17 protein-coding genes, 1 other RNA gene and 1 pseudogene are annotated in these 20459 nt (G+C 66.8%); 11 read left to right on the forward strand and 8 right to left on the reverse strand.

The window, feature by feature from the left end:
* Positions 1-18: 18 nt before the first annotated feature.
* On the forward strand, positions 19-1350 hold the full coding sequence (locus tag ACYZGB_RS07480; RefSeq protein ID WP_462387709.1) for a TIGR03862 family flavoprotein: 1332 nt from the start codon (positions 19-21) through the stop codon (positions 1348-1350).
* 82 nt (positions 1351-1432) lie between these two features.
* On the opposite strand, the gene ffs is transcribed toward ACYZGB_RS07480, so the two are convergent.
* An RNA gene (gene ffs / locus ACYZGB_RS07485) (signal recognition particle sRNA small type) lies at positions 1433-1529 on the reverse strand.
* A 102-nt stretch (positions 1530-1631) separates the two neighbouring features.
* Between ffs and dnaX the strand changes: the two genes are divergently transcribed.
* From dnaX to ACYZGB_RS07515, 6 genes are all read left to right on the forward strand, one after another.
* Entirely contained in the window at positions 1632-3674 is a 2043-nt protein-coding gene (gene dnaX, locus ACYZGB_RS07490) for a DNA polymerase III subunit gamma/tau (RefSeq protein ID WP_462387621.1), read from the forward strand.
* A 230-nt stretch (positions 3675-3904) separates the two neighbouring features.
* On the forward strand, positions 3905-4237 hold the full coding sequence (locus ACYZGB_RS07495; protein ID WP_055398201.1) for a YbaB/EbfC family nucleoid-associated protein: 333 nt from the start codon (positions 3905-3907) through the stop codon (positions 4235-4237).
* Between the two features lie 249 nt (positions 4238-4486).
* Complete coding sequence (gene recR, locus ACYZGB_RS07500) at positions 4487-5077, forward strand: recombination mediator RecR (protein ID WP_462387622.1); 591 nt, start codon at positions 4487-4489, stop codon at positions 5075-5077.
* Positions 5078-5172: 95 nt separating this feature from the next.
* Positions 5173-5598 (forward strand): MAPEG family protein, encoded by a 426-nt coding sequence (locus tag ACYZGB_RS07505; protein ID WP_462387623.1) that lies wholly within the window; start codon positions 5173-5175, stop codon positions 5596-5598.
* A 171-nt stretch (positions 5599-5769) separates the two neighbouring features.
* On the forward strand, positions 5770-6825 hold the full coding sequence (locus tag ACYZGB_RS07510) for an ABC transporter substrate-binding protein (protein ID WP_462387624.1): 1056 nt from the start codon (positions 5770-5772) through the stop codon (positions 6823-6825).
* A 481-nt stretch (positions 6826-7306) separates the two neighbouring features.
* Positions 7307-7459 (forward strand): DUF3096 domain-containing protein, encoded by a 153-nt coding sequence (locus ACYZGB_RS07515; RefSeq protein WP_015013605.1) that lies wholly within the window; start codon positions 7307-7309, stop codon positions 7457-7459.
* A gap of 51 nt (positions 7460-7510) precedes the next feature.
* On the opposite strand, the gene ACYZGB_RS07520 is transcribed toward ACYZGB_RS07515, so the two are convergent.
* Complete coding sequence (locus ACYZGB_RS07520; protein WP_462387626.1) at positions 7511-9022, reverse strand: transglycosylase SLT domain-containing protein; 1512 nt, start codon at positions 9020-9022, stop codon at positions 7511-7513.
* The gene (gloB, locus tag ACYZGB_RS07525; protein ID WP_462387627.1) at positions 9019-9804 is read right to left on the reverse strand and encodes a hydroxyacylglutathione hydrolase; all 786 of its coding nucleotides are present in this window, start codon (positions 9802-9804) and stop codon (positions 9019-9021) included. The genes ACYZGB_RS07520 and gloB overlap by 4 nt, the downstream gene beginning before the upstream one ends.
* Between gloB and ACYZGB_RS07530 the strand changes: the two genes are divergently transcribed.
* The 4 genes from ACYZGB_RS07530 (at position 9803) to ACYZGB_RS07545 (ending at position 16053) form a co-directional block, all read left to right on the forward strand.
* Positions 9803-10660 carry a class I SAM-dependent methyltransferase gene (locus ACYZGB_RS07530; protein WP_462387628.1) on the forward strand — a complete coding sequence of 286 codons (858 nt, stop codon included), beginning with the start codon at positions 9803-9805 and terminating at the stop codon, positions 10658-10660. The two genes, gloB and ACYZGB_RS07530, sit on opposite strands and share 2 nt — an antisense overlap.
* An 83-nt stretch (positions 10661-10743) precedes the next feature.
* Positions 10744-11193 (forward strand): ribonuclease HI, encoded by a 450-nt coding sequence (gene rnhA / locus ACYZGB_RS07535; protein WP_063459555.1) that lies wholly within the window; start codon positions 10744-10746, stop codon positions 11191-11193.
* A gap of 214 nt (positions 11194-11407) precedes the next feature.
* The gene (locus ACYZGB_RS07540; RefSeq protein ID WP_462387629.1) at positions 11408-12838 is read left to right on the forward strand and encodes an efflux RND transporter periplasmic adaptor subunit; all 1431 of its coding nucleotides are present in this window, start codon (positions 11408-11410) and stop codon (positions 12836-12838) included.
* A 50-nt stretch (positions 12839-12888) separates the two neighbouring features.
* The gene (locus ACYZGB_RS07545) at positions 12889-16053 is read left to right on the forward strand and encodes an efflux RND transporter permease subunit (protein WP_462387630.1); all 3165 of its coding nucleotides are present in this window, start codon (positions 12889-12891) and stop codon (positions 16051-16053) included.
* Positions 16054-16129: 76 nt separating this feature from the next.
* On the opposite strand, the pseudogene ACYZGB_RS07550 reads toward ACYZGB_RS07545, so the two are convergent.
* The 5 genes and pseudogenes from ACYZGB_RS07550 to moaA all read right to left on the reverse strand — a co-directional run bounded on the left by ACYZGB_RS07550 (position 16130) and on the right by moaA (position 20446).
* Positions 16130-16464, reverse strand: a pseudogene (locus ACYZGB_RS07550) (thioredoxin family protein).
* 164 nt (positions 16465-16628) lie between these two features.
* Positions 16629-17987 carry a molybdopterin molybdotransferase MoeA gene (moeA, locus tag ACYZGB_RS07555; protein WP_462387632.1) on the reverse strand — a complete coding sequence of 453 codons (1359 nt, stop codon included), beginning with the start codon at positions 17985-17987 and terminating at the stop codon, positions 16629-16631.
* Positions 17988-18029: 42 nt separating this feature from the next.
* Positions 18030-18629, reverse strand: a complete 600-nt coding sequence (locus tag ACYZGB_RS07560) for a GNAT family N-acetyltransferase (protein ID WP_462387633.1) — start codon at positions 18627-18629, stop codon at positions 18030-18032.
* 30 nt (positions 18630-18659) lie between these two features.
* Complete coding sequence (gene mobA / locus ACYZGB_RS07565) at positions 18660-19298, reverse strand: molybdenum cofactor guanylyltransferase MobA (protein WP_462387634.1); 639 nt, start codon at positions 19296-19298, stop codon at positions 18660-18662.
* Between the two features lie 11 nt (positions 19299-19309).
* Positions 19310-20446: a GTP 3',8-cyclase MoaA gene (gene moaA / locus ACYZGB_RS07570; RefSeq protein ID WP_462387635.1), complete on the reverse strand. Its 1137-nt coding sequence runs from the start codon at positions 20444-20446 to the stop codon at positions 19310-19312.
* Positions 20447-20459 lie beyond the last annotated feature (13 nt).

Consider the following 20459-nt stretch of genomic DNA (forward strand, 5'->3'; position numbering starts at 1 on the left):
TCTTCCGATACTCCCACCCTGTCTGCGGAGACCTTGCAGTGCGACGTGGCCATCATCGGCGGTGGCCCGGCGGGCCTGATGGCCGCCGAGGTGCTGGCCCAGGCGGGTGTGGCCGTGCATGTGTTTGACGCCATGCCCTCGGTGGGCCGCAAGTTTTTGCTGGCGGGCAAGGGTGGACTCAACCTCACGCATTCCGAGCCGCACGAGCCTTTCGTGAGCCGCTACGCCGGACGTGAGCAGCAGGTCGATCCGCTGGTCCGGGTCTTTGGCGGGCCCGCACTGCGCGCCTGGGCCGAGGGGCTGGGGGTGGAGACCTTTGTGGGCACCTCGGGCCGCGTGTTCCCCACCGACATGAAGGCCGCGCCGTTGCTGCGCGCCTGGCTGCAGCGCCTGCGCGGGCAGGGGGTTCTGTTCCACATGCGCCACCGCTGGCTGGGCTGGGCCGAGGAGGGCGCGCTGCGCTTTGCCGCACCGGCAGGCGAGGTGCGGGTGGCCGCCAAGGCCGTAGTGCTCGCGCTGGGCGGCGGCAGCTGGGCACGCCTGGGGTCCGACGGCGCCTGGGTGCCGCTGCTGGCGCAGCGCGGCGTGGCTGTGGCGCCGCTGCGCCCGTCCAACTGCGGTTTTGATGTGCTGCGCGCCGATGCCCCGGCAGGCGAAACGCGCCGCGCCTTTTTGCAAGAGCTTCTGGGCCGCACGCCCGCACCCACGGTGGGTTGGACGCCGCATTTTTCCGAGAAGTTTGTGGGCCAGCCCTTCAAGACCGTGGTGCTCAGCTTCACCGACAGCCAGGGCCGCAGCTTCAGCCGCCGTGGCGAATTTGTGGTCACGGCCACGGGGGTGGAGGGGAGCCTGGTCTATGCCGCATCGCACCTGCTGCGCGACGAGGTGGAAGCCCATGGCCACGCCACATTCCACCTCGACCTGCTGCCCGACCACAGCGCCGAACGTGTGCTGGTGGAGGTGCGCCACCCGCGCGGTTCCCGGTCGCTCTCCAGCCACCTCAAGAGTCGCCTGGGCCTGGATGGCATCAAGGCGGGCATCCTGTATGAACACCTGGGCAAGGACGGCATGAACGACCCCGTGGCCCTGGCCCACGCGATCAAGGCGCTGCCCATTACCTTGGTGGCGACCCGGCCTGTTGATGAAGCCATCAGCACGGCGGGTGGTGTGACGTTTGAAGCGCTGGATCCGCACCTCATGGCCACGGCCTTGCCGGGCGTGTTCTGCGCGGGCGAAATGCTGGACTGGGAGGCGCCCACCGGGGGCTATCTGCTCACCGCCAGCATGGCCAGCGGCCGTGTGGCGGGAGAGGGGGCGCTGCGCTGGCTGGGGCAGTCCGCCGGGGCTTGAGCGGCCGCTGAAGTGCACGGCACGCGATGGAAACACTGGAGAGAGGGAAGTTTTTGCGCGACCGCGCAAAAAGAAAGAAGAAGTTGACGAGCCTTACCCCCGGCACTGACTCCACAGTTAGGGCTGCTTGGTTCCCCACCTGACCCGGTTGGCCGCTTCACCATGCGAGGAGGCCCGTCACCGCCAATTGTACGTCGGATGAAGGCCCTGATTTTTCAGTGGCTGTTTTGTTTGCCCTGGCGGCGCCGGGGGCGCACGGCCCAGCCCGTAGAATCGCCCGCATGTCCTACCTCGTGCTCGCCCGCAAGTACCGCCCCCGCAATTTCACCGAGATGGTGGGGCAGGAGCATGTGGTCCAGGCCCTGTCGAATGCGCTGACCCAGCAGCGCCTGCACCACGCCTACCTGTTCACGGGCACGCGCGGCGTGGGCAAGACCACGGTGTCGCGCATCCTGGCCAAGTCGCTCAACTGCCAGGGGCCTGACGGGCAGGGCGGGATCACCGCCACGCCCTGTGGCGTGTGCCAGGCCTGCACCGACATCGACAGCGGCCGCTTTGTGGACTACACCGAGCTGGACGCGGCGTCCAACCGGGGGGTGGACGAGGTGCAAAGCCTGCTGGAGCAGGCCGTCTACAAGCCGGTGCAGGGGCGCTTCAAGGTCTTCATGATCGACGAAGTCCACATGCTCACGAACACGGCGTTCAACGCCATGCTCAAGACGCTGGAAGAGCCGCCCGAATACCTCAAGTTTGTGCTTGCCACGACGGACCCGCAGAAGGTGCCGGTCACGGTGCTGAGCCGCTGCCTGCAGTTCAACCTGCGCCCCATGGCGCCTGAAACCGTGCTCTCGCACCTCACGCAGGTGCTGGCGACCGAGAACGTGCCTGCCGAGCCCCAGGCCTTGCGTCTGCTCTCGCGCGCTGCGCGCGGCTCCATGCGCGATGCGCTCTCGCTCACTGACCAGGCCATCGCCTTCGGCAGCGGCCAGCTGCAAGAGGCCGGTGTGCGCCAGATGCTGGGCGCGGTGGACCGTTCCTATGTGTTCCGGCTCATTGAAGCTCTCGCCCAGGGCGACGGCAAGACGGTGGTGGAAACCTCGGACACGCTGCGCATGAACGGGCTGTCTGCCGCCTCCACGCTCGAAGAGATGAGTGCCGTACTGCAGCGCATGGCGGTGTTCCAGGCCGTGCCGCAGATGGCCGGTGCTGTGGATGCCGACGACCCCGAGGCTGCCGAAACAGCCCGCCTGGCGGCGCTGATGCCCGCCGATGAAACCCAGCTGCTCTACAGCCTCTGCCTGCACGGTCGCGGCGAGCTCGGGCTGGCGCCCGACGAATATGCAGCGCTGACCATGGTGTTGCTGCGCCTGCTGGCCTTCAAGCCGCAGGGGGGCGCTGGCGAATCGGCTGAAAAAAAAACTCTGACGCGGCCTGAAACTGCGTCTGCAGGGGCTTCTGCGGCCGCTGCTCCGGCCCCCCTGGCATCGGCTGCTATTCCCCCGGCGGCACCTCTGGCCACCTCCGCCCCGGTAGCGCAGCCCGTAACGGCGGTGCCCATGCCGCCCCCAGGAGCGTCGTCATCGAGCGTCGGCACGGCCGCAGTTGTGGAGGCGGGGGTCGGCACGGCAGATGCCGCTACTGGGGCTGCAGCGGCTGACGACACCTCTTCTTCTGAGCCCCCGCCCTGGCCCGGGTCGGAAGACGATACAGGTCCTGCAGCCGGTGCAGTTGCTGCACCTGCAGCGCCCGCCGCCGTCACGGCGCTGCCCGTGCGCCAAGCGCGGAGTTTTGAAGAAAATCAGGCCTCTGCGCCCGCTCAGCAAGCGCAAGTTGCTCCTGAATTCGTAGCGATTCCCGTGCGCGTGGCCCCCGAGCCCGGTGCGCGTTTGCAGCCCGCCCCCCATTCGGCCCCTGTGCCCGCGTCGGCCCGCTACACGCCCACTGAAGAGGGCGATGTCTGGCATGCCACGGTGCAGAAGATGGTCGCGGCCGAGGCCATCAACGCCCTGGTGCGGGAGCTGGCCCTGCAGTCGCAACTGGTGGCGCGCGATGGCGGCCATTGGCTGCTGCGCGTGGAGCGCGAATCGCTCAACCAGCCCACCGCGCGCGAGCGCCTGCGCACCGCGCTGGAGGCGGCAGGCCATGCCACCCAGATCAGCGTGGAGGTGGGCGTGGTCATCGACAGCCCCGCCCGCCGCAACGCCGCTGCCGCTGCAGAGCGCCAGCGCCGCGCCGAGGAAATCGTGCACAACGACCCCTTCGTGCAATCGCTGATGCGTGACTACGGCGCGAGAATCGTGCCGGGCAGCATCAAGCCTGCGTGAGATGAAGCTCCCCCTGAGTCGCCTTCGGCGCCTTCCCCCTCTCTCGCTTCGCGGGAGGGGGACGCACTCGGTGGCCTGGCAAAGCCAGCTCCACGAGTGCACTGGATTGGCGTGTGCCAGTTTCGACGGCCACTGACATTGCACAGCACAATACCGTGCATCTCGGATACCGAATCTCTGTCCCCATGTGGGAATCGATCAACCAGAAAGAAAGCAAAGGAAACCACACCATGTTCAACAAAGGACAACTCGCCGGCCTCATGAAGCAAGCCCAGGCCATGCAGGACAACCTCAAGAAGGCCCAGGACGAACTGGCCTTCATCGAGGTGGAAGGCGAATCGGGCGCGGGCCTGGTGAAGGTGGTGATGACCTGCAAGCACGACGTCAAGCGCATCACCATCGACCCCAGCCTGCTGGCGGAAGACAAGGACATGCTGGAAGACCTGGTGGCGGCTGCGTTCAATGCGGCAGTGCGCAAGGCCGAGGAGACATCTTCGGAGAAGATGGGCAAGCTCACTCAAGGCATGCCAGGCCTCCCCGGCGGCATGAAATTCCCTTTCTGAGGGTTGGCTACCGAGCGGGCGATCTGCGTCGTTGGGCGGTGCTCGGAATCCTCACGTACAGGAAGTACGTTCCGGTTCCTGTGCTCCGTCCGCCTCGCAGCTCATCCCGCTCGCTACGCCCTTGAGGGTGGGGTGTGAAGGCAGAGGGCGAGCACCTGTTGTTCTTCCCTACATCCGTTTGGGCTGAGCTTGTCGAAGCCTGGCTCCGCCGCTCCCTACAACGTCACGCGCATCGCCTCTAGTCTGTCCATGTCCACCACCAACTCCCTCGACGTTCTGATCCAGGCGCTGCGCCGGTTGCCGGGGGTGGGGGTGAAGTCTGCGCAGCGCATGGCGTTCCATCTGCTGCAGCATGATCGCGAAGGGGCGCTGGCCCTGTCGCGGGCGCTTTCGGAGGCGGTGGGCACGGTGCACCACTGTGCGCGCTGCCACACGTTCACCGAGGCCGAGGTGTGCAGCACCTGCCTGGACCCGGAGCGCGATGCCACGCGGCTGTGTGTGGTCGAAACGCCCGCGGACCAGTCCGCCATGGAGCGCACCGGGGCCTTCAAGGGGTTGTACTTCGTGTTGATGGGGCGGCTCAGCCCGCTCGATGGTGTCGGTCCCAAGGAGATCGGCCTGCACAAGCTCATGGAGCGCGCCACGGATGGCACCGTTCAGGAGGTGATCCTGGCCACCAACTTCAATGCCGAGGGCGAGGCCACGGCCCATGTGATCAGCGAAGCGCTGAAGAGCCGTGGGTTGCATGTCACGCGGCTTGCACGCGGGGTGCCCGTGGGCAGCGAGCTGGAATATGTGGACCTGGGCACCATTGCGCATGCACTGGTGGACCGCCGGTGACAGCGCCGCACCCCGGCGCCCACTAGAATACTCACAATTTAATAGCTGCTCGCGCTTATCCAGCAGGCGGTAGCGGCCAAAAAGAGTCTAAAAATATGAATACCACCATGCATGTTGCCCGGTTTACCGCAGCTTATTGGTGCGTGCTGATTGCCGCACTGCTGCCCATGGGCTGCGCCTGGCTGGCCAAAAGTGGCAGCCTGGGCAGGTCGCGCAAAGACGGCGGTTTTGACAACCACGACCCGCGCGCCTGGATGGCCCGGCAGACCGACTGGCGGGCACGGGCCAACGCGGCCCAGGCCAACAGTTTTGAGGCCCTGCCGTTTTTTATCGGTGCAGTGATCATTGCCCACCTGCTGGGCGCCGGGCAGACGCTGCTCGACATGCTGGCGCTGCTGTTTGTGTTGCTGCGCATCTTCTACGTGATGATGTACGTTGCGGACATGCCCACGGCCCGCAGTGCCGTGTGGGCGGCGGGCTTCCTGGTCAACGTGGCGATCCTTTTCATCGGTTACCGCTGACCCCGGCGTGGGTCCGGGCGGGCCGATGCACTCAAGGGGTGCATCGCTTGCAATGGCCCCTTTACATCATTTTTTGCTTACGTAGAAACCCGCAGGGAATCTCCCTGATGCGGTCTGTCCCCCTCTGGGGCACGATTGTTGCAATGCAGCATTGTCTTTTCGCCTGACTCCATGTCCCAGTCTCTGATCACCCGCCGTGCTTTTGGCACCGTGTCCGCCCTGTCGGCGGCTGCGGTGTGTGCGCCTGCGCTGGTGCGGGCACAGGCCGATGGCGCCGCGCTGGGGCGCGTCACCGTGGCCGTGGGCGGGCAAGGGGTGCTCTACCACCTGCCGCTGGCGCTGGCGGATGCACTGGGCTACTTCCGTGCCGAAGGCCTGGAGGTGGTGGTGCGCGATTTTGCGGCGGGCGCGCAGGCGCAGCAGGCCGTGCAGGATGGGGTGGCCGACGTCTGCTCAGGGGCCTTTGAGCATGTGCTGCGGGCGCAGGTGCGGGGCCAGGCCTACCGCTCGCTGGTGCTGCAGGGGCGTGCACCTCAGCTGGCCCTCGGGGTGTCGCTGCGCTCTGTGCCCGCCTACAAGGATTTGGGGGATCTGGCGGGGCGTCGCATCGGTGTGTCGTCCGTTGGCTCGTCCACCCATCTGGCGGCCAGCCTGATGCTGGTGCGTGCGGGCTTGTCGCCCCGGGATGTGGCGTTTGTGGGCGTGGGCTCGGGCACCAATGCGATGAATGCACTGCGCTCGGGCCAGGTGCATGCGCTGTGCCATGCCGATCCGATCATGACGCTGCTGGAGCAAAAGGCCGACACGCGGATCGTGGGCGACCTGCGTTCGCTCAAGGCCGCGCAGGAGCTGGTCGGAAGTGGCACCCTGCCAGCGGGCAGCCTGTATGCGCCCCTGGCCTTTGTGCAAAAGCAGCCTGCCCAGGCCCAGGCGCTGGTCAACGGCATCGTGCATGCGCTCAAGTGGCTGCAGACCGCCGCGCCAGCCGACCTGGTCAAGGCGGTGCCAGCCGCGTATCTGATGGGCGACCGTGGCCTGTACCTGGCCGCTTTTGGCCGCGTGCGGGAGACTTTCTCGCCCAACGGCCTCATGCCGGACGACGGCCCTGCTACCGCACTGCGCGTGTTGACGCGTGTGCAACCCGAGCTGGCCGAAACCAAGGTGGAACTGGCGCGCACCTACACCAACGACCTGGTGCGCAAGGCGCGCCAGAAGTACAGCGTTTGACCTTAGAACCTGTTCAAGATCTTTTCGGGGATCGCATTGGAGTGCAATCGGGAGGAGTGGACGCGCCGGATGCGCCGCATGGGTTCATGCCCATGCAAGCAGCCGGGGCTTCCAATCGCCCGATTTCACTCCAACCCTTCGGGCAAGTGCCTTGCCGGGCGGTCTGCGGCGTTGCGGCGCTTGCCAATAGCCGAGCTATTGGCTGCGCACCGCGCCTAGCACCCCATCCCGGCAAGGGACTTGTGCGACCCCGAAAAGATCTTGAACAGGTTCTTAGAACCCCGCGCTTCTGGCCGCCATGCTGCGGTCTGCGAAATGGCGCTTTTACCGGGGGGAGTCGCCCGAAACTGGGGCAGGTTTGGACTACAGTGCGGGGGCGGTTGCCAAGGTGCAATCACAGGCACAACCCAAGGTAGTTGCTGCCAGTTCGCCTGGCGGTTTGGCCCCTCACCCCTTCATTGATTTTTCCAAGGACTGTCCCATGTCGCTGAGCCTCAGCATCGGCCCGCTTGTTTCCCTGATTGCAGGCATCCTCATCCTGGTGATGCCGCGCCTGCTCAGCACCATCGTGGCGCTGTACCTCATCATCATGGGCATCCTGGGGTTGCTGGGGATGCACACGCTCCGGTTCTGATCTTCTTCCGCCAAGGGCGGCGGCCCGTGCCGTCCGGGGTCGCCTGGGGCATCAGCGACGCTTGACCTTGGAGGGCGTGCCACCCTTGCGGGCCGGAGGGGCGGCTGAGCGCTTGTTGCTGCTGCCTGCCCGGGCATTGGCTTGGGCCTGCCGCACAGGCAGGTACACCACCACCTGCTGCCCCACCTTGAAGGCGGCGTTGGCGCGCACGTCGTTCCAGTCGGCCACATTGGCGGCAGTGAGCTTGTAGCGCCGCGCAATGCTGGCCACGGTTTCGCCCTTGCCAGCGCGCACCGTGGTGCGGCGGGTGACGATTTCGGGGGTCAGGGCCACCTGTCCGTTGTCCGCAAGGTGGGAAGACACATCCTGCCTTGTGGTGTTGGCGCGCGGCACCATCAGTGCCGAGCCCGCCTTGATCAGCATGCGCGGCGGGATGTTGTTCATGGTGCGCAGGTCGGCCTCGCTCATGCCGGCGCGCTGTGCGGCCTCGGCCACGCTCATGGTGGTGGGCACCGACCACACGGTCCAGCTGGCGTACTGCCCCTCGCGGCGGGCTTCGAGGTTGCGCTGGAAGACCTTGGCGTTGTCCCAGGGCAGCAGGATCTGGGGCGTGCCCGCCGCCAGGATCACGGGGCGCTTGTAGGAGGGGTTCAGCGCGCGGAAGTCTTCCTCGCGGATGCCTGCGAGCTGGGCCACCAGGGCCACGTCGATGTCGTGCGTGATGTCCACCGTCTGGAAGTACGGGTGGTTCTCGATGAGTGGCAGCTCGGTGCGGAAGGCATCGGGGTTGGCCACGATGTTCTTCACGGCCTGCAGCTTGGGCACATACATGCGGGTCTCGGCCGGCATGTTGAGGTCGGTGTAGCTGGTACCCAGGCCTTGCTTCTGGTTGCGGGCGATGGCCCGCCCCACGCTGCCCTCGCCCCAGTTGTAGGCGGCCAGGGCCAGGTGCCAGTCGCCAAACATGCCGTGGAGTTTTTGCAAATAATCGAGTGCGGCGCGCGTGGACGCGAGCACATCGCGGCGGTCGTCGCGAAAAGCGTTCTGCTTGAGGTCGAAATAGTTGCCTGTGGCGGGCATGAACTGCCACATGCCCGCCGCCTTGGCGCTGGACACGGCCTGGGGGTTGAACGCGCTTTCGATATAGGGCAGCAGCGCCAGCTCGGTGGGCATGCCCCGGCGCTCCAGCTCTTCGACAATGTGGAACAGGTACTTGCTGGAGCGCTCGGTCATGCGCTGCATGTAGTCGGGCCGGGTGGCGTACCACTGCTCGCGGTCCTGCACCAGTTCGTGCTGCAGGTCAGGCATGGCAAAGCCGCGCCGGATGCGGTCCCACAAGTCGGCCGGGGCCGACAGCGAAGCCACCTCGCCGCTGCTGGCTTGGGCGGCCGTGATGGGCTTGAGCGGCCCGTTGGGGATCTGGGGGGTATGGGAGGAAGAGCGTGCAGTGCTGGGGATGGCTTTGGTGTCGTTGCCCGCCTGGTCGGGCGAGGGGCCCCCGGTGGTGGCGCAGCCCGTGAGCCAGAGCAGGCCCGCCAGGCAGGCGATGTGCAGAATTTTCATCGGAATTCGTTCTTCCATTGACGCAGTGCGGCCAGCACCGCCACAGCGTCGTTTTCAGGCACCTGCGCATCGTGGTCCCGGGCGGCCTGGGCCACCGTGGGTTGCCTGACGCGCAGGAAAGGGTTGATGTCTCGCTCCAGGTCCATGCGGGACGGCAGCGTGGGTTGGAGCTGCGCCCGCAGGGCCTCGCATTGGCTGCTGTAGTGGAGCAGGGCGGCGTTGCCAGGTTCCACGGCCCGCGCAAATTTCAGGTTGGAGAGGGTGTACTCGTGGGTGCAGCACACGCGGGTGTTGCCAGGCAAGGCGGCCAGCTGGTCCAGCGAGTTCAGCATCTGCGCGGGCGTTCCCTCGAACAGCCGGCCACAGCCGCCTGAGAACAGGGTGTCGCCGCAGAACAGCAGCGGTGCACCATCCATGGCCTCGCAGTAGTAGGCGATGTGGCCCGCAGTGTGGCCGGGCACATCGATCACTGTGAAGCGCAGGCCCAGCGCATCGGCCCCTTCCACCACATCGCCGTGCGCCAGGCGGGCCAGGGGCTCGGGAATGCGCTCGCGCGCCGGGCCGTAGACCCGTGCGCCGGTGGCCTCGCGCAAGCTATCCACACCGCCGACATGATCGGCATGGTGGTGCGTGACTAGAATGGCCTGCAAGCCTAGGCCCAGTGTGTCCAGGGCCTGCACCACGGGTGATGCGTCGCCCGGGTCCACAACGATCGCCTGGCGGCCGTCGTGCAGCATCCAGATGTAGTTGTCGGTAAAGGCGGGTAGCGGCAGCAAGTTCATGAGCGATCAAATTATAGGTTTGCACCACTGGTTCGATTCCCCGCCGGGCCGGTACCTGCTGGCGTGGGAGCAGGCGCGCTTTGACGAGGCCGTGGTGGACATTTTTGGTTACCACAGCCTGCAGCTGGGTATGCCACTGCTGGACGGCCTGCGCGCCAACCGCATGCCCTACCAGTGGCTGGCACTGGGGCAGGAGGGAGTGGGAGTGCCTCAGCCTATCGCCTCTGCGCCAGCGGGTGACGAGGGCGCAGCCCCTTTGCGGCAGCACACCGTGGACCTGCTCGCCGAGTCTGTGGCCCTGCCGTTTGCCGATGCGAGCCTGGACCTCATCGTGTTGCCCCACACCCTGGAGCTGAGTATCGACCCCCATGCCACGCTGCGCGAAGTGGAGCGGGTGCTGATGCCCGAGGGGCGCGTGGTCATCAGCGGGCTCAACCCCACGAGTCTGTGGGGCCTGCGCCAGCGGCGGGCGCGGCTGTACCAGCGCATGGGGCGCGGCACCTTGTATCTGCCCGATGTGGGCGAATTCATTGGCTACCGGCGCCTGCGGGACTGGCTCAGGCTTTTGAGCTTCGAGGTCGAATCGGCCCGTTTTGGCTGTTATCGTCCCGCAGTGCGCAGTGCCCAGTGGCTGGAGCGCTTTGGCTGGATGGACCCCCTGGGGGAGCGCTGGTGGCCCATCCTGGGCGCGGCCTATTTCCTGGTGGCGGTCAAGCGGGTGCATGGCATGCGCCTCCTGGAGCCCGCCTGGCGCAACCAGCGCCAGCGGTCTGCCGCCACGGTGCCTGTGGCCAACCGGGCGGGCGGCCGGGTGCCCGCCGCCCATGCGTCCCCGCTCCGGCGCGACCAAACATAGATAGACAATCCCCACCGGCCGCCACGGGGCCCCTTGACCGGGCCCTGGCGGCCATGACTGAACTACGAGAGCAGGAACACAGTTTGAACCAGGTAGAGATATACACAGATGGCGCCTGCAAAGGCAACCCGGGCCCCGGCGGATGGGGCGTGTTGCTGCGCGCCGGGCAGGTCGAGAAGGAGTTGTTCGGCGGCGAGCTGGGCACCACCAACAACCGCATGGAGCTGCTGGCCGTGATCGAGGCGCTGTCGGCCCTCAAGCGCCCCTGCGCGGTGACGCTGTTCCTGGACAGCGAATATGTGCGCAAGGGCATCACCGAGTGGATCCATGGCTGGAAGGCCAAGGGCTGGCGCACCGCGTCCAAACAGCCGGTCAAGAACGTCGAGCTGTGGCAGCGGCTGGATGCATTGGTGAGCACCGGCGGCCACCGCATCGAGTGGCGCTGGGTGAAGGGGCATTCCGGTGATCCGGGTAACGAGCGCGCCGATGCGCTGGCCAACCGGGGCGTGGACAAGGCCCTGGGGCGCGGATGACCTGCGGATGACCTCGGCGCGGGGTCCGTGCCTCGGATGAGTGCACAGGCGCAGCCACCAGCCCCTTCGGGGGCTTTTTTGTTTTTGGGCGTGTAAAGCCTGCGTAAAACCGCCGCAATTGACCTTGGGGTCTTGCCAAAGTTTGCTGCAGCACAAGACACGCACTGATACATTGTTTGATTGCATTCCCCACACCACCTGGTTTCACTGACCCATGGCGTCCAAGAACAAATACATCGTTTTCGCTGTCATCGGCATTGCCGCCGCCTCGGGTGCCGTCTGGTGGCTCCAGAAACCTGCCCAGTCTGCACGCACTGATGCGTCTGCGGCTGCAGGCGGTGGGGGGGCGCCTGCGGGTGGTGCTGCGCGGGGTGCCAGCGCCGCAGGTGGCGCCGGTGGTGCGGGCCGCCCCGTGGCGGTAGAGGCCGTGGCCGTGCGGCAGATGGCCCTGCGCGACGATGCCGAGGCCGTGGGCAGCCTGCGGTCGCGCCAGAGCGTGATGCTGCGGCCCGAGGTGGGCGGGCGCATCACGCAGCTCAACTTCCGCGACGGCCAGCGTGTACGGCGCGGGCAGGTGCTGGTGCAGTTTGACGACCAGCTGCCCCGGGCGCAGATCCAGCAAAGCCAGGCCGAGCTGTCCATCGCCCAGGCCAACCACAAGCGCAACCAGGAACTGGTGGCCCAGGGCTTCATCAGCCAGCGGTCGGTAGATGAAAGTGCGGCCAACATGGAGGTGGCGCAGGCCAAGCTGGCCCTGGCGCAGGCCACTGCCCAGCGCCTCAAGATCGTGGCCCCCTTCGATGGCATTGCGGGCATCCGGGGTGTGAACGTGGGCGATTACCTCAAGGACGGCGCCGACATCGTCAACATCGAAGACCTGGACGCGGTGTACGTGGACTTCCGCCTGCCCGAGCGCCTGCAGAGCAAGGCGCGCACCGGCCAGACCGCCCAGGTGGCGTTTGATGCGCTGCCCGGCGTGCGCTACGCCGCCGTGGTGCAGGCCATCAGCCCGCAGATCGACGCCGACGGCCGGGCCATTGCGGTGCGCGGCTGCATCGACAACCGCCGGCTGCAGCTGCGCCCGGGCATGTTTGCCCGCGTGACGGCCGTGTTTGCTGAGCGCAGCGATGCGCATGTGGTGCCTGAAGAAGCCATCGTGCCCGAAGGCAACAGCCCCTATGTGCTGAAGATTGTGGAGGGCAAGGAGCCCGGCACCCGCGTGACCCGCCGCACCCCCGTGCAACTGGGCGCCCGCGCCCCGGGCCTGGTGGAGGTGGTGGAGGGGTTGAACGCCGGAGACCTGGTGGTCACCGCCGGTCAGCAGCGCATCCGCAAGGACGGCACCGAGGTGCGCGTGGTGGAACTGGGCAAGCAGGGCTCTGGGGCTGCACCCTCCGCTGCGCGCCCGGCCTCCGGCTCACGTGGGGGAAATGCGGCGGGCGTGGCCGATGCGCCAGCGCCTGGCGCATCGGGTGCGGCTGCTGTGGCCATGGCGCCAGCAGCCCCTGCGGTACCTGCGGTACCTGCGGCGCCCGCTGCAGCCCCTGCCAGTGCGCTCGTGGCCCCGCTGCCGGGGCCCAATCCGTGCCAGGTGGCGGCCAACCCCAGCCAGCCAACCCCAGCCAGCAAGCGGTCTCCCGCCTGAGGGCCGGTTGCTGCCTGGTCACCGCTCTTTTCTGACGCCCCTGGACTGCCATGCAACTCGCTGAAATCTCCATCCGTCGGCCGGTGTTTGCCACCGTGCTGTCGCTGCTGGTGCTGCTGATTGGTGCGGTGAGCTTCACGCGCCTGTCGGTGCGCGAATACCCCAAGATCGACGAACCCGTGGTCACCGTCAGCGTGCGCTATGCGGGAGCCTCCGCCGAGGTGATCGAATCGCAGGTCACCAAGCCGCTCGAAGACTCGATTGCCGGCATCGATGCGGTGGATGTGATCACCTCCATCAGCCGCGCCGAACAAAGCCAGATCAGCGTGCGCTTTCGCCTGGAGAAGGACGCCGACAACGCTGCCGCCGAGGTGCGCGACCGCACGGCACGTGTGCGCAATCGCTTGCCGACGGCTGTGGACGAACCGGTGATCGCCAAGGTCGAGGCCGATGCCTCGCCCGTGATGTGGCTGGCCTTCAGCAGTGACACGCGCAGCCCGCTGGAGATCAACGACCTCATCAACCGCATCGTCAAGCCGCGCCTGCAAACCGTGACTGGCGTGGCCGACGTGCCCATCTATGGCGAGCGCAAGTACGCCATGCGCGTGTGGCTGGACCCGGAGCGTCTGGCCGGCTACCGCCTGACCACGCAGGATGTGGAAGACGCCATCCGCCGCAACAACCTGGAGCTGCCGGCAGGCCGCATCGAATCCCAGCAGCGTGAGTTCAGCGTCACCTCCCAGACCGACCTCAAAACGCCTGCGCAGTTCTCCAGCATCGTGATCCGCACGGTCAACGGTTTTCCTGTGCGTATCCAGGACGTGGCACGGGTGGAAGAGGGCGCGGCCAGCGACCGCAGCCGCGTGCGCCTGAACGGCCGCGATGCCATCTCGGTGGGTGTGATCCGCCAGGCCACGGCCAACCCGCTGGAGCTGTCGCAAGGCGTGCGCGCCATGCTGCCCCTGCTCAAGGCCGACCTGCCTGCGGACATCGGCATCGATGTCGCCAACGACAACTCCCTGTTCATCGACCGCTCCATCAAAAGCGTCTACACCACCATCGCCGAGGCTGTGGTGCTGGTGGCCCTGGTGATCTTTGTGTTCCTGCGCACCTTCCGCGCGTCCATCATTCCCATCGTCACCATCCCGGTGAGTCTGGTGGGCAGCTTTGCGCTGATGTCGCTGGCGGGGTTCTCGATCAACACGCTGACGCTGCTGGCGCTGGTGCTGGCGATCGGCCTGGTGGTGGACGACGCCATCGTGATGCTGGAGAACATCTACCGCCACATCGAAGAAGGGCTTGACCCGTTCTCCGCCGCCATCAAGGGCGCACGCGAGATCGGCTTTGCCATCGTGGCGATGACGCTCACGCTGGTGGCCGTGTACGCACCGCTGGCCTTCACGCCGGGCCGCACGGGGCGTTTGTTTGTGGAGTTTGCTCTGGCGCTGGCCGGGGCGGTGGTGGTGTCGGGTTTTGTGGCGCTCACGCTCTCGCCCATGATGTGTTCGCTGCTGCTCAAGCACAACCCCAAGCCCAACTGGTTCGACCGCTCGATGGAGCGCTGGCTCACCGCGCTGTCGGACGCCTATGGCCGCCTGCTGCGCTGGATCGTCACGGCGCGCTGGGGCGGCAAGGCGGCGACGGGTGGTGGCGTGCGGGGCGTGCGTGGTGCCATCTTCCAGGCCCGCTGGATTGTGGTGGGCGTCATGGCCCTGAGCGGGCTGGCGCTGGCGCTGGTGTTCCCCACCATGCGGCAGGAGCTGTCGCCGCTGGAGGACCGGGGCACCATCTTGGCCAGCGTCACCGCACCCGACGGCGCCACGCTGGACTACACCAACCGCTACGCCCTGGAGCTGGAAAAGATCGGCACCACCTACCCCGAGTTCGACCGCGTGTTTGCCAACATCGGCAACCCCACGGTGGCGCAGGGCAGCGTGATCTACCGCACGGTGGACTGGGAAAGCCGCAACCGCACCACGCTTGACCTGGCCAAGGAACTGCAGCCCAAGGTGGCCGGCCTGCCGGGCGTGAACGCCTTCCTCATCACGCCTCCATCCCTCGGCCAAGGCTTTCGCTCGCGGCCGCTCACCTACGTGATCCAGACCTCGGACAGCTACGAGAACCTCAGCAAGGTGGTGGCCGCCTTCATGGCCGAGATTGCGCAAAACCCCGGCATCGTGGGCCCCGACGTGGACCTGCGCCTGAACAAGCCCGAACTTCGCATTGAGGTCAACCGCGAGCGCGCCGCCGACCTGGGCGTGAGCGTGGAAGTGGTGGCCAAGGCCATCGAGACCATGCTGGGCGGCCGCACCGTGACGCGCTACAAGCGCGACGCCGAGCAGTACGACGTGATCGTGCAGACTGAGGCGCGGGGCCGTACCACCCCCGAGAACATCGACACCATCTATGTGCGTGGCCGCAACGAGGCGATGATCCCGCTGTCCAGCCTGGTCAACGTGCGCGAGAGCGTGAGCCCGCGCGAGCTGAACCACTTCGGCCAGCGCCGCTCGGCCACCATCACGGCCAACCTGTCGTCCGACTACTCGCTGGGCCAGGCCATCACCTTCATGAACGAGACGGCCTCCAAGGTGCTCAAGCCAGGCTACACCACCGACCTGAATGACACCTCGCGCGAGTTCAAGAACTCGCAGGGCGCTCTGGGCGTGGTGTTTGTGCTGGCGCTGGTGTTCATCTTCCTGGTGCTGGCCGCGCAGTTCGAAAGCTTCATCGACCCGCTGGTGATCATGGTGTCGGTGCCACTGTCGATGATCGGCGCGCTGCTGGCGCTCAAGTGGAGCGGCGGCTCGCTCAACGTGTATTCGCAGATCGGCCTGATCACCCTGGTGGGGCTGATCACCAAACACGGCATTCTGATCGTGGAGTTCACCAACCAGCTGCGCGAAGAGGGCATGGAGATGGTGGACGCGCTGGTCAAGGCCTCGGCCCAGCGCCTGCGCCCCATTCTGATGACCACAGGCGCCATGGTGCTGGGCGCGATCCCGCTGGCCCTGGCGAAGGGCGCAGGCGCCGAGACGCGCATGCAGATTGGCTGGGTGATTGTGGGCGGCATGTCGCTGGGCACTCTGCTCACGATTTTTGTGGTGCCCACCATGTACACCCTATTTGCGCGCAAGGCCGTGCCGGGCGCCAGCACGGCGGTGGCGGCCGAGGAGCCTGAGCATCCACTGCACCCGCACGACTATGTGGCCAAGTAGCCCCGGGCCTGGTGCACAGGCTTCTGTGCACGGCGAATAAAAAGAAGCCCCGCCGGGGCTTCTTTTTATTGGTGCTTCAGGGCTGCGCCACAGTGGATTGCACGGCGTCTGATATGTCCTGCAGCGCCTGTGGCCGCACAAGCCGAGCCACTTCCTTACCGTCCTTGAGGAACACCAGCGTGGGCCAGAGCTTCACGCCAAACGTGCGGCCCAGTCTCTGGCCCGGGCCATCTTCCACCTTGATGTGCGAGAGGGCTGTTTGGTCCTGCAGGGCCTGCTCGATCAGGGGCTGCGCACGCTGGCAGTGGCCGCACCAAGGGGTGCCAAACTCGACCACGGTGGCACCGGCCAGGCGGGGTCCACGTCGTCGCGGGTAGGGGGTTGTGCAAGGTGCTGAGCGGCGTAGGGCATAGGTGCGTAGATTTCTGCAGAAATGCGTAGATGGCCATTGTGCGGCGCTTCACCCGCTCGGCATGCAACTGGCGCGTCCCCAGCCAGGGGCGCCGAGCAAGGGCCGCCCCGCAGCGAGGGCGTCGCCCCCCTCTGGGGGAAGGCGCGAAGCGACGCAGGGGGGGTTAAATGACTCCGTCAAACACCATCACATCCACCATATCACCCACCGCCACATTGCCCTGTCCATGGTGCAACACGATGAGCCCATTGGCCTGCACCATGGAGCTGAGCACGCCCGAGCCCTGGTTGCCGGTAGTGCAAACCTGCAGCGTGCCGTCCTGTGCGGTGGTCACGGTACCGCGCTGGTATTCGGTGCGCCCAGGCTTCTTGCGCATCGCTTCGGTGCTGACGGCGCGCAGCAGCGGCGGGGCCGTGCGGGTGCTGCCCATCATGCGCAGCAGGGCGGGGCGTACAAAGGCCAGAAAGGTCACCATCACCGCCACCGGGTTGCCGGGCAGGCCAAAAAGCACGGCGCCAGCACTGGAGTGTGGATTGCTATTGTTTTGATGGCTATCGGGGCTTGATGGTTGCGCGGTGGAGACTTTTTTTTCTTCAAATCCAGCGGCGGCGATGCGCCCCACGGCCATGGGGCGGCCCGGGCGCATGGCGATGCGCCAGAAGGCCACGTCGCCCAGCTTCTTCATCATGGTGCGGGTGTGGTCGGCCTCGCCCACACTCACGCCGCCGCTGGTGATGATGGCGTCGGCCTGCTGCGCCGCCTGGCGGAAGGCGGCTTCGAGCAGCGCGGGCTCGTCGCGCACCACGCCCAGGTCGATCACCTCCACGCCCAGGCGCGTGAGCAGGCCGAACACGGTGTAGCGGTTGCTGTCGTACACGGCGCCCTCGCGGGGCGTCTCGCCCAGGCTCAGGATTTCGTCGCCGGTCGAGAAATACGCCACGCGCAGGCGGCGCACCACCGTCACCGTGGGCAGGCCCAGGCTGGCCACCAGGCCCAGCGCGGCGGGCGTCAGCAGTTCGCCACGCGCCAGGGCCACGCCGCCCTCCATCAGGTCTTCGCCCTTGAAGCGGCGGTTGTCGCCCAACTGCAGCACATCGGCGGCGATGGTGATGTGTTCGGCGCCGTCCGAGGTGGTGAACTCTTGCGGCACCACGGTGTCGAGACCCGTGGGCATGATGGCACCGGTCATGATCTTCACGCACTCGCCCGCCGCCACGGTGCCCGCCCAGGCCTTGCCGGCCAGCGCCGTGCCCACCACGCGCAGCGTGAGGGGCTGGCCCTTGGCCAGTTGGGTGCCCGCAAAGGCATAACCGTCCATGGCCGAGTTGTCGTGTGGAGGCACGCTGATGGGCGAGACCACGTCGCGGGCCAGCACGCGGCCCAGGGCGCTGAAAAGAGGCAGTTCCTCGGTGGCGGTGACGGGCTCGACCAGGCGATCCAGGAACGCGTTGACGTCGGCGGCTTTCAGGGCCTGGGGGTCGTAGCCCTGCAGTTCAGCGGCGATCTGGGCAATGGTCTTCATGGGGTCAACAACAGTCAGATATGTCGCGCAGCAAGTGTGGCGTTACTTGGAGCGGCAGGCAGGAAAAGGGTCGGGGGTGAGCACAAGCAGCATGTGCAGCTTGTCATAGGCAACGTTGTCCACCACCACGGCACGCGGCAGCAGGCCCCAGGCGCTGAAGCCTGCCTGCTCATACAGCCGCACCACATGGGTGTTGGATGCCGTGACGGTCAGCACCAGCTGCGTGAGGCCCGGTACGTTGCGCGCGGCCTGCACGCAGGCGGCCACCAGTTGCTGGCCGATGCCCCGGCGCTGTGCGGTGGGCGCCACCATCATGCCCACCACGGTGGCGCAGTGGCGTTGCTTGGCGCGCTGCTCGCGCTCGCAGCCCACGCAGCCCAGCAACTGGCCTGCAGCATTGAACGCCCCCAGAAAGAACACGCCCGACTCCAGCGGGCCAAAACGCACCGCATATTCCTTGGCCGGGCGGCCTACCGACGCGGCGTAGTCCGAGGTGAACGCATCCGGTGCGGTGCGCAGCGCCTCGTCGCGCAGGGCCTTGTAGGCCACGGCATCGGCGGCGACCAGGGGTCGGATGTGGACGGCGTAGGCGGCAGCCGCAGCGGCAGCAAAGGCGGTGGCGGGCGGCAGGGGCGCGGTCATGGTGGGGTGGTCGTCTCGGGTCGGGGCCGCTCAGGTCGATGATGGGCTGGCGCTTTCCAGCGCATGCAGCTCGGCCAGGGTGTTGGCGTTGAAGAACGCCTGTGGATCATCGCCCGGCTGCTCAAACGGCACGATGGCGCAGCGGTGCTGGCCCGTCCAGGCGTCAATCTTGCGGCCACCGGCCTGGGTGAATGCGACCAGGCTTTCTAGCAGCTCCACACGCAGCAGGCAAAACACGGGCTGGGGGCGCACCTGGATGTGGCCCTGGCCGTCGCCCTCAGGGGCAGCGGCCATGGCGATCTCGGCGCCTTGCGCTTCAGCCGCTGCGGCCAGGCGCTGGGCCAGGTCCAGCGGGAAGAGGGGGGTGTCGCAGGGCACCGTCAGCAGCCACTGGGTTTCGCAACGTTCCAGCCCGGTCAGAAAACCGGCCAGCGGGCCCGCATAGTCGGCCAGCACATCGGGCCACACGGGCGCACCAAACGCCTCGTAGGCGGCCAGGTTGCGGTTGGCATTGACCATCACGTTGCCGGTCTGCATCTGCAGCCGCATCAGCGTATGCAGCGCCAGCGGCAGGCCGCGAAAGTTCTGCAGGCCTTTGTCGACCCCGCCCATGCGGGAGCCGCGGCCACCGGCGAGGACCAGGCCGGTGATGTCTTGGGTTTCAATCATTCTTTCAATCGTTATCCGCCGATATAGCTCATCTCCACCCGCCGAGCGCCCTGTCCAGTGTCCGCCGGCAGGCTGCTGCGCAATTCGGAGTAGCGGTCGCTGCGTTGCTGCCAGATGGGCGCGATGGCCGAGGCAATGGCTTCGTCGCTGGCACCGCCGCGCAGCAGGGTGCGCAGGTCATAGCCCTGGGTGGCAAACAGGCAGAGGTACAGCTTGCCCTCGGTGGAGAGGCGGGCGCGGTTGCAGTCGTGGCAGAAGGCCTGGGTCACGCTGCTGATCACGCCCACTTCGCCCAGAGTGGGGTCGTACTGGTCTTGAGCATTGGCATAACCCCAGCGCTCGGCGGTCTCGCCGGGGCTGCTCGGGTCGAGCTGCACCAGGGGCAGCTCCGCGCGCAGGCGCTCGATGAGTTCGGCCGAGGGCAGCACCTCGTCCATGCGCCAGCCGTTGGTGGCGCCCACGTCCATGTATTCGATGAAACGCAGCGTGGTGCCCGTGCCGCGAAAGTGCCGCGCCATGGGCAAGATTTCGTGGTCGTTGGTGCCACGCTTGACCACCATGTTCACCTTGATCTGCGACAGGCCTGCCGCGTGCGCTGCCTCGATACCCGCCAGCACGTCGGCCACCGGAAAGTCCACGTCGTTCATGCGGCGGAAGACCGCGTCATCCAGGCCGTCCAGGCTCACGGTCACACGGTTCAGGCCCGCGTCCTTGAGCGCCCGGGCCTTACGGGCCAGCAGCGATCCGTTGGTGGTCAGGGTCAGGTCGGGGGGCAGGCCGTCCACTGTGCGCAATTGGGCCAGTTGGGCCACCAGCGCTTCGAGGTTCTTGCGCAGCAGCGGCTCACCGCCCGTAAGGCGGATCTTGCGCACGCCATGGGCCAGGAAGAGCTTTGCCAGCCGCGTGATTTCTTCAAAGCTCAGCAACGCGCCATGGGGCAGGTAGGGGTAGTCCTTGTCGAAGACTTCCTTGGGCATGCAGTAGTTGCAGCGGAAGTTGCAGCGGTCTGTGACGCTGATGCGCAAGTCGCGCAGCGGGCGGCCCAGCGTGTCGGTGAGTTGGCCGGTGGGGGCCACGGGGTGCGTGGGCACCCGCGCCGCCAGAGCGGCGATGCGTTGGTCCACCAGAGGAATCACACGTTCGGCCATGGCGTGATTTTGC

It is taken from the genome of Acidovorax sp. Q11, from assembly GCF_054950075.1.

Bases quoted from the DNA above. Each gene is read 5' to 3' on its own strand.
- ACYZGB_RS07510 (WP_462387624.1), top strand. From the start codon at position 5,770: ATGTCCCAGTCTCTGATCACCCGCCGTGCTTTTGGCACCGTGTCCGCC.
- ACYZGB_RS07560 (WP_462387633.1), bottom strand. From the start codon at position 18,629: ATGACCGCGCCCCTGCCGCCCGCCACCGCCTTTGCTGCCGCTGCGGCT.
- dnaX (WP_462387621.1), top strand. From the start codon at position 1,632: ATGTCCTACCTCGTGCTCGCCCGCAAGTACCGCCCCCGCAATTTCACC.
- mobA (WP_462387634.1), bottom strand. From the start codon at position 19,298: ATGATTGAAACCCAAGACATCACCGGCCTGGTCCTCGCCGGTGGCCGC.
- ACYZGB_RS07515 (WP_015013605.1), top strand. From the start codon at position 7,307: ATGTCGCTGAGCCTCAGCATCGGCCCGCTTGTTTCCCTGATTGCAGGC.
- ACYZGB_RS07540 (WP_462387629.1), top strand. From the start codon at position 11,408: ATGGCGTCCAAGAACAAATACATCGTTTTCGCTGTCATCGGCATTGCC.
- moeA (WP_462387632.1), bottom strand. From the start codon at position 17,987: ATGAAGACCATTGCCCAGATCGCCGCTGAACTGCAGGGCTACGACCCC.
- moaA (WP_462387635.1), bottom strand. From the start codon at position 20,446: ATGGCCGAACGTGTGATTCCTCTGGTGGACCAACGCATCGCCGCTCTG.
- ACYZGB_RS07545 (WP_462387630.1), top strand. From the start codon at position 12,889: ATGCAACTCGCTGAAATCTCCATCCGTCGGCCGGTGTTTGCCACCGTG.
- ACYZGB_RS07495 (WP_055398201.1), top strand. From the start codon at position 3,905: ATGTTCAACAAAGGACAACTCGCCGGCCTCATGAAGCAAGCCCAGGCC.
- ACYZGB_RS07530 (WP_462387628.1), top strand. From the start codon at position 9,803: ATGAGCGATCAAATTATAGGTTTGCACCACTGGTTCGATTCCCCGCCG.
- gloB (WP_462387627.1), bottom strand. From the start codon at position 9,804: ATGAACTTGCTGCCGCTACCCGCCTTTACCGACAACTACATCTGGATG.
- ACYZGB_RS07520 (WP_462387626.1), bottom strand. From the start codon at position 9,022: ATGAAAATTCTGCACATCGCCTGCCTGGCGGGCCTGCTCTGGCTCACG.
- ACYZGB_RS07505 (WP_462387623.1), top strand. From the start codon at position 5,173: ATGAATACCACCATGCATGTTGCCCGGTTTACCGCAGCTTATTGGTGC.
- recR (WP_462387622.1), top strand. From the start codon at position 4,487: ATGTCCACCACCAACTCCCTCGACGTTCTGATCCAGGCGCTGCGCCGG.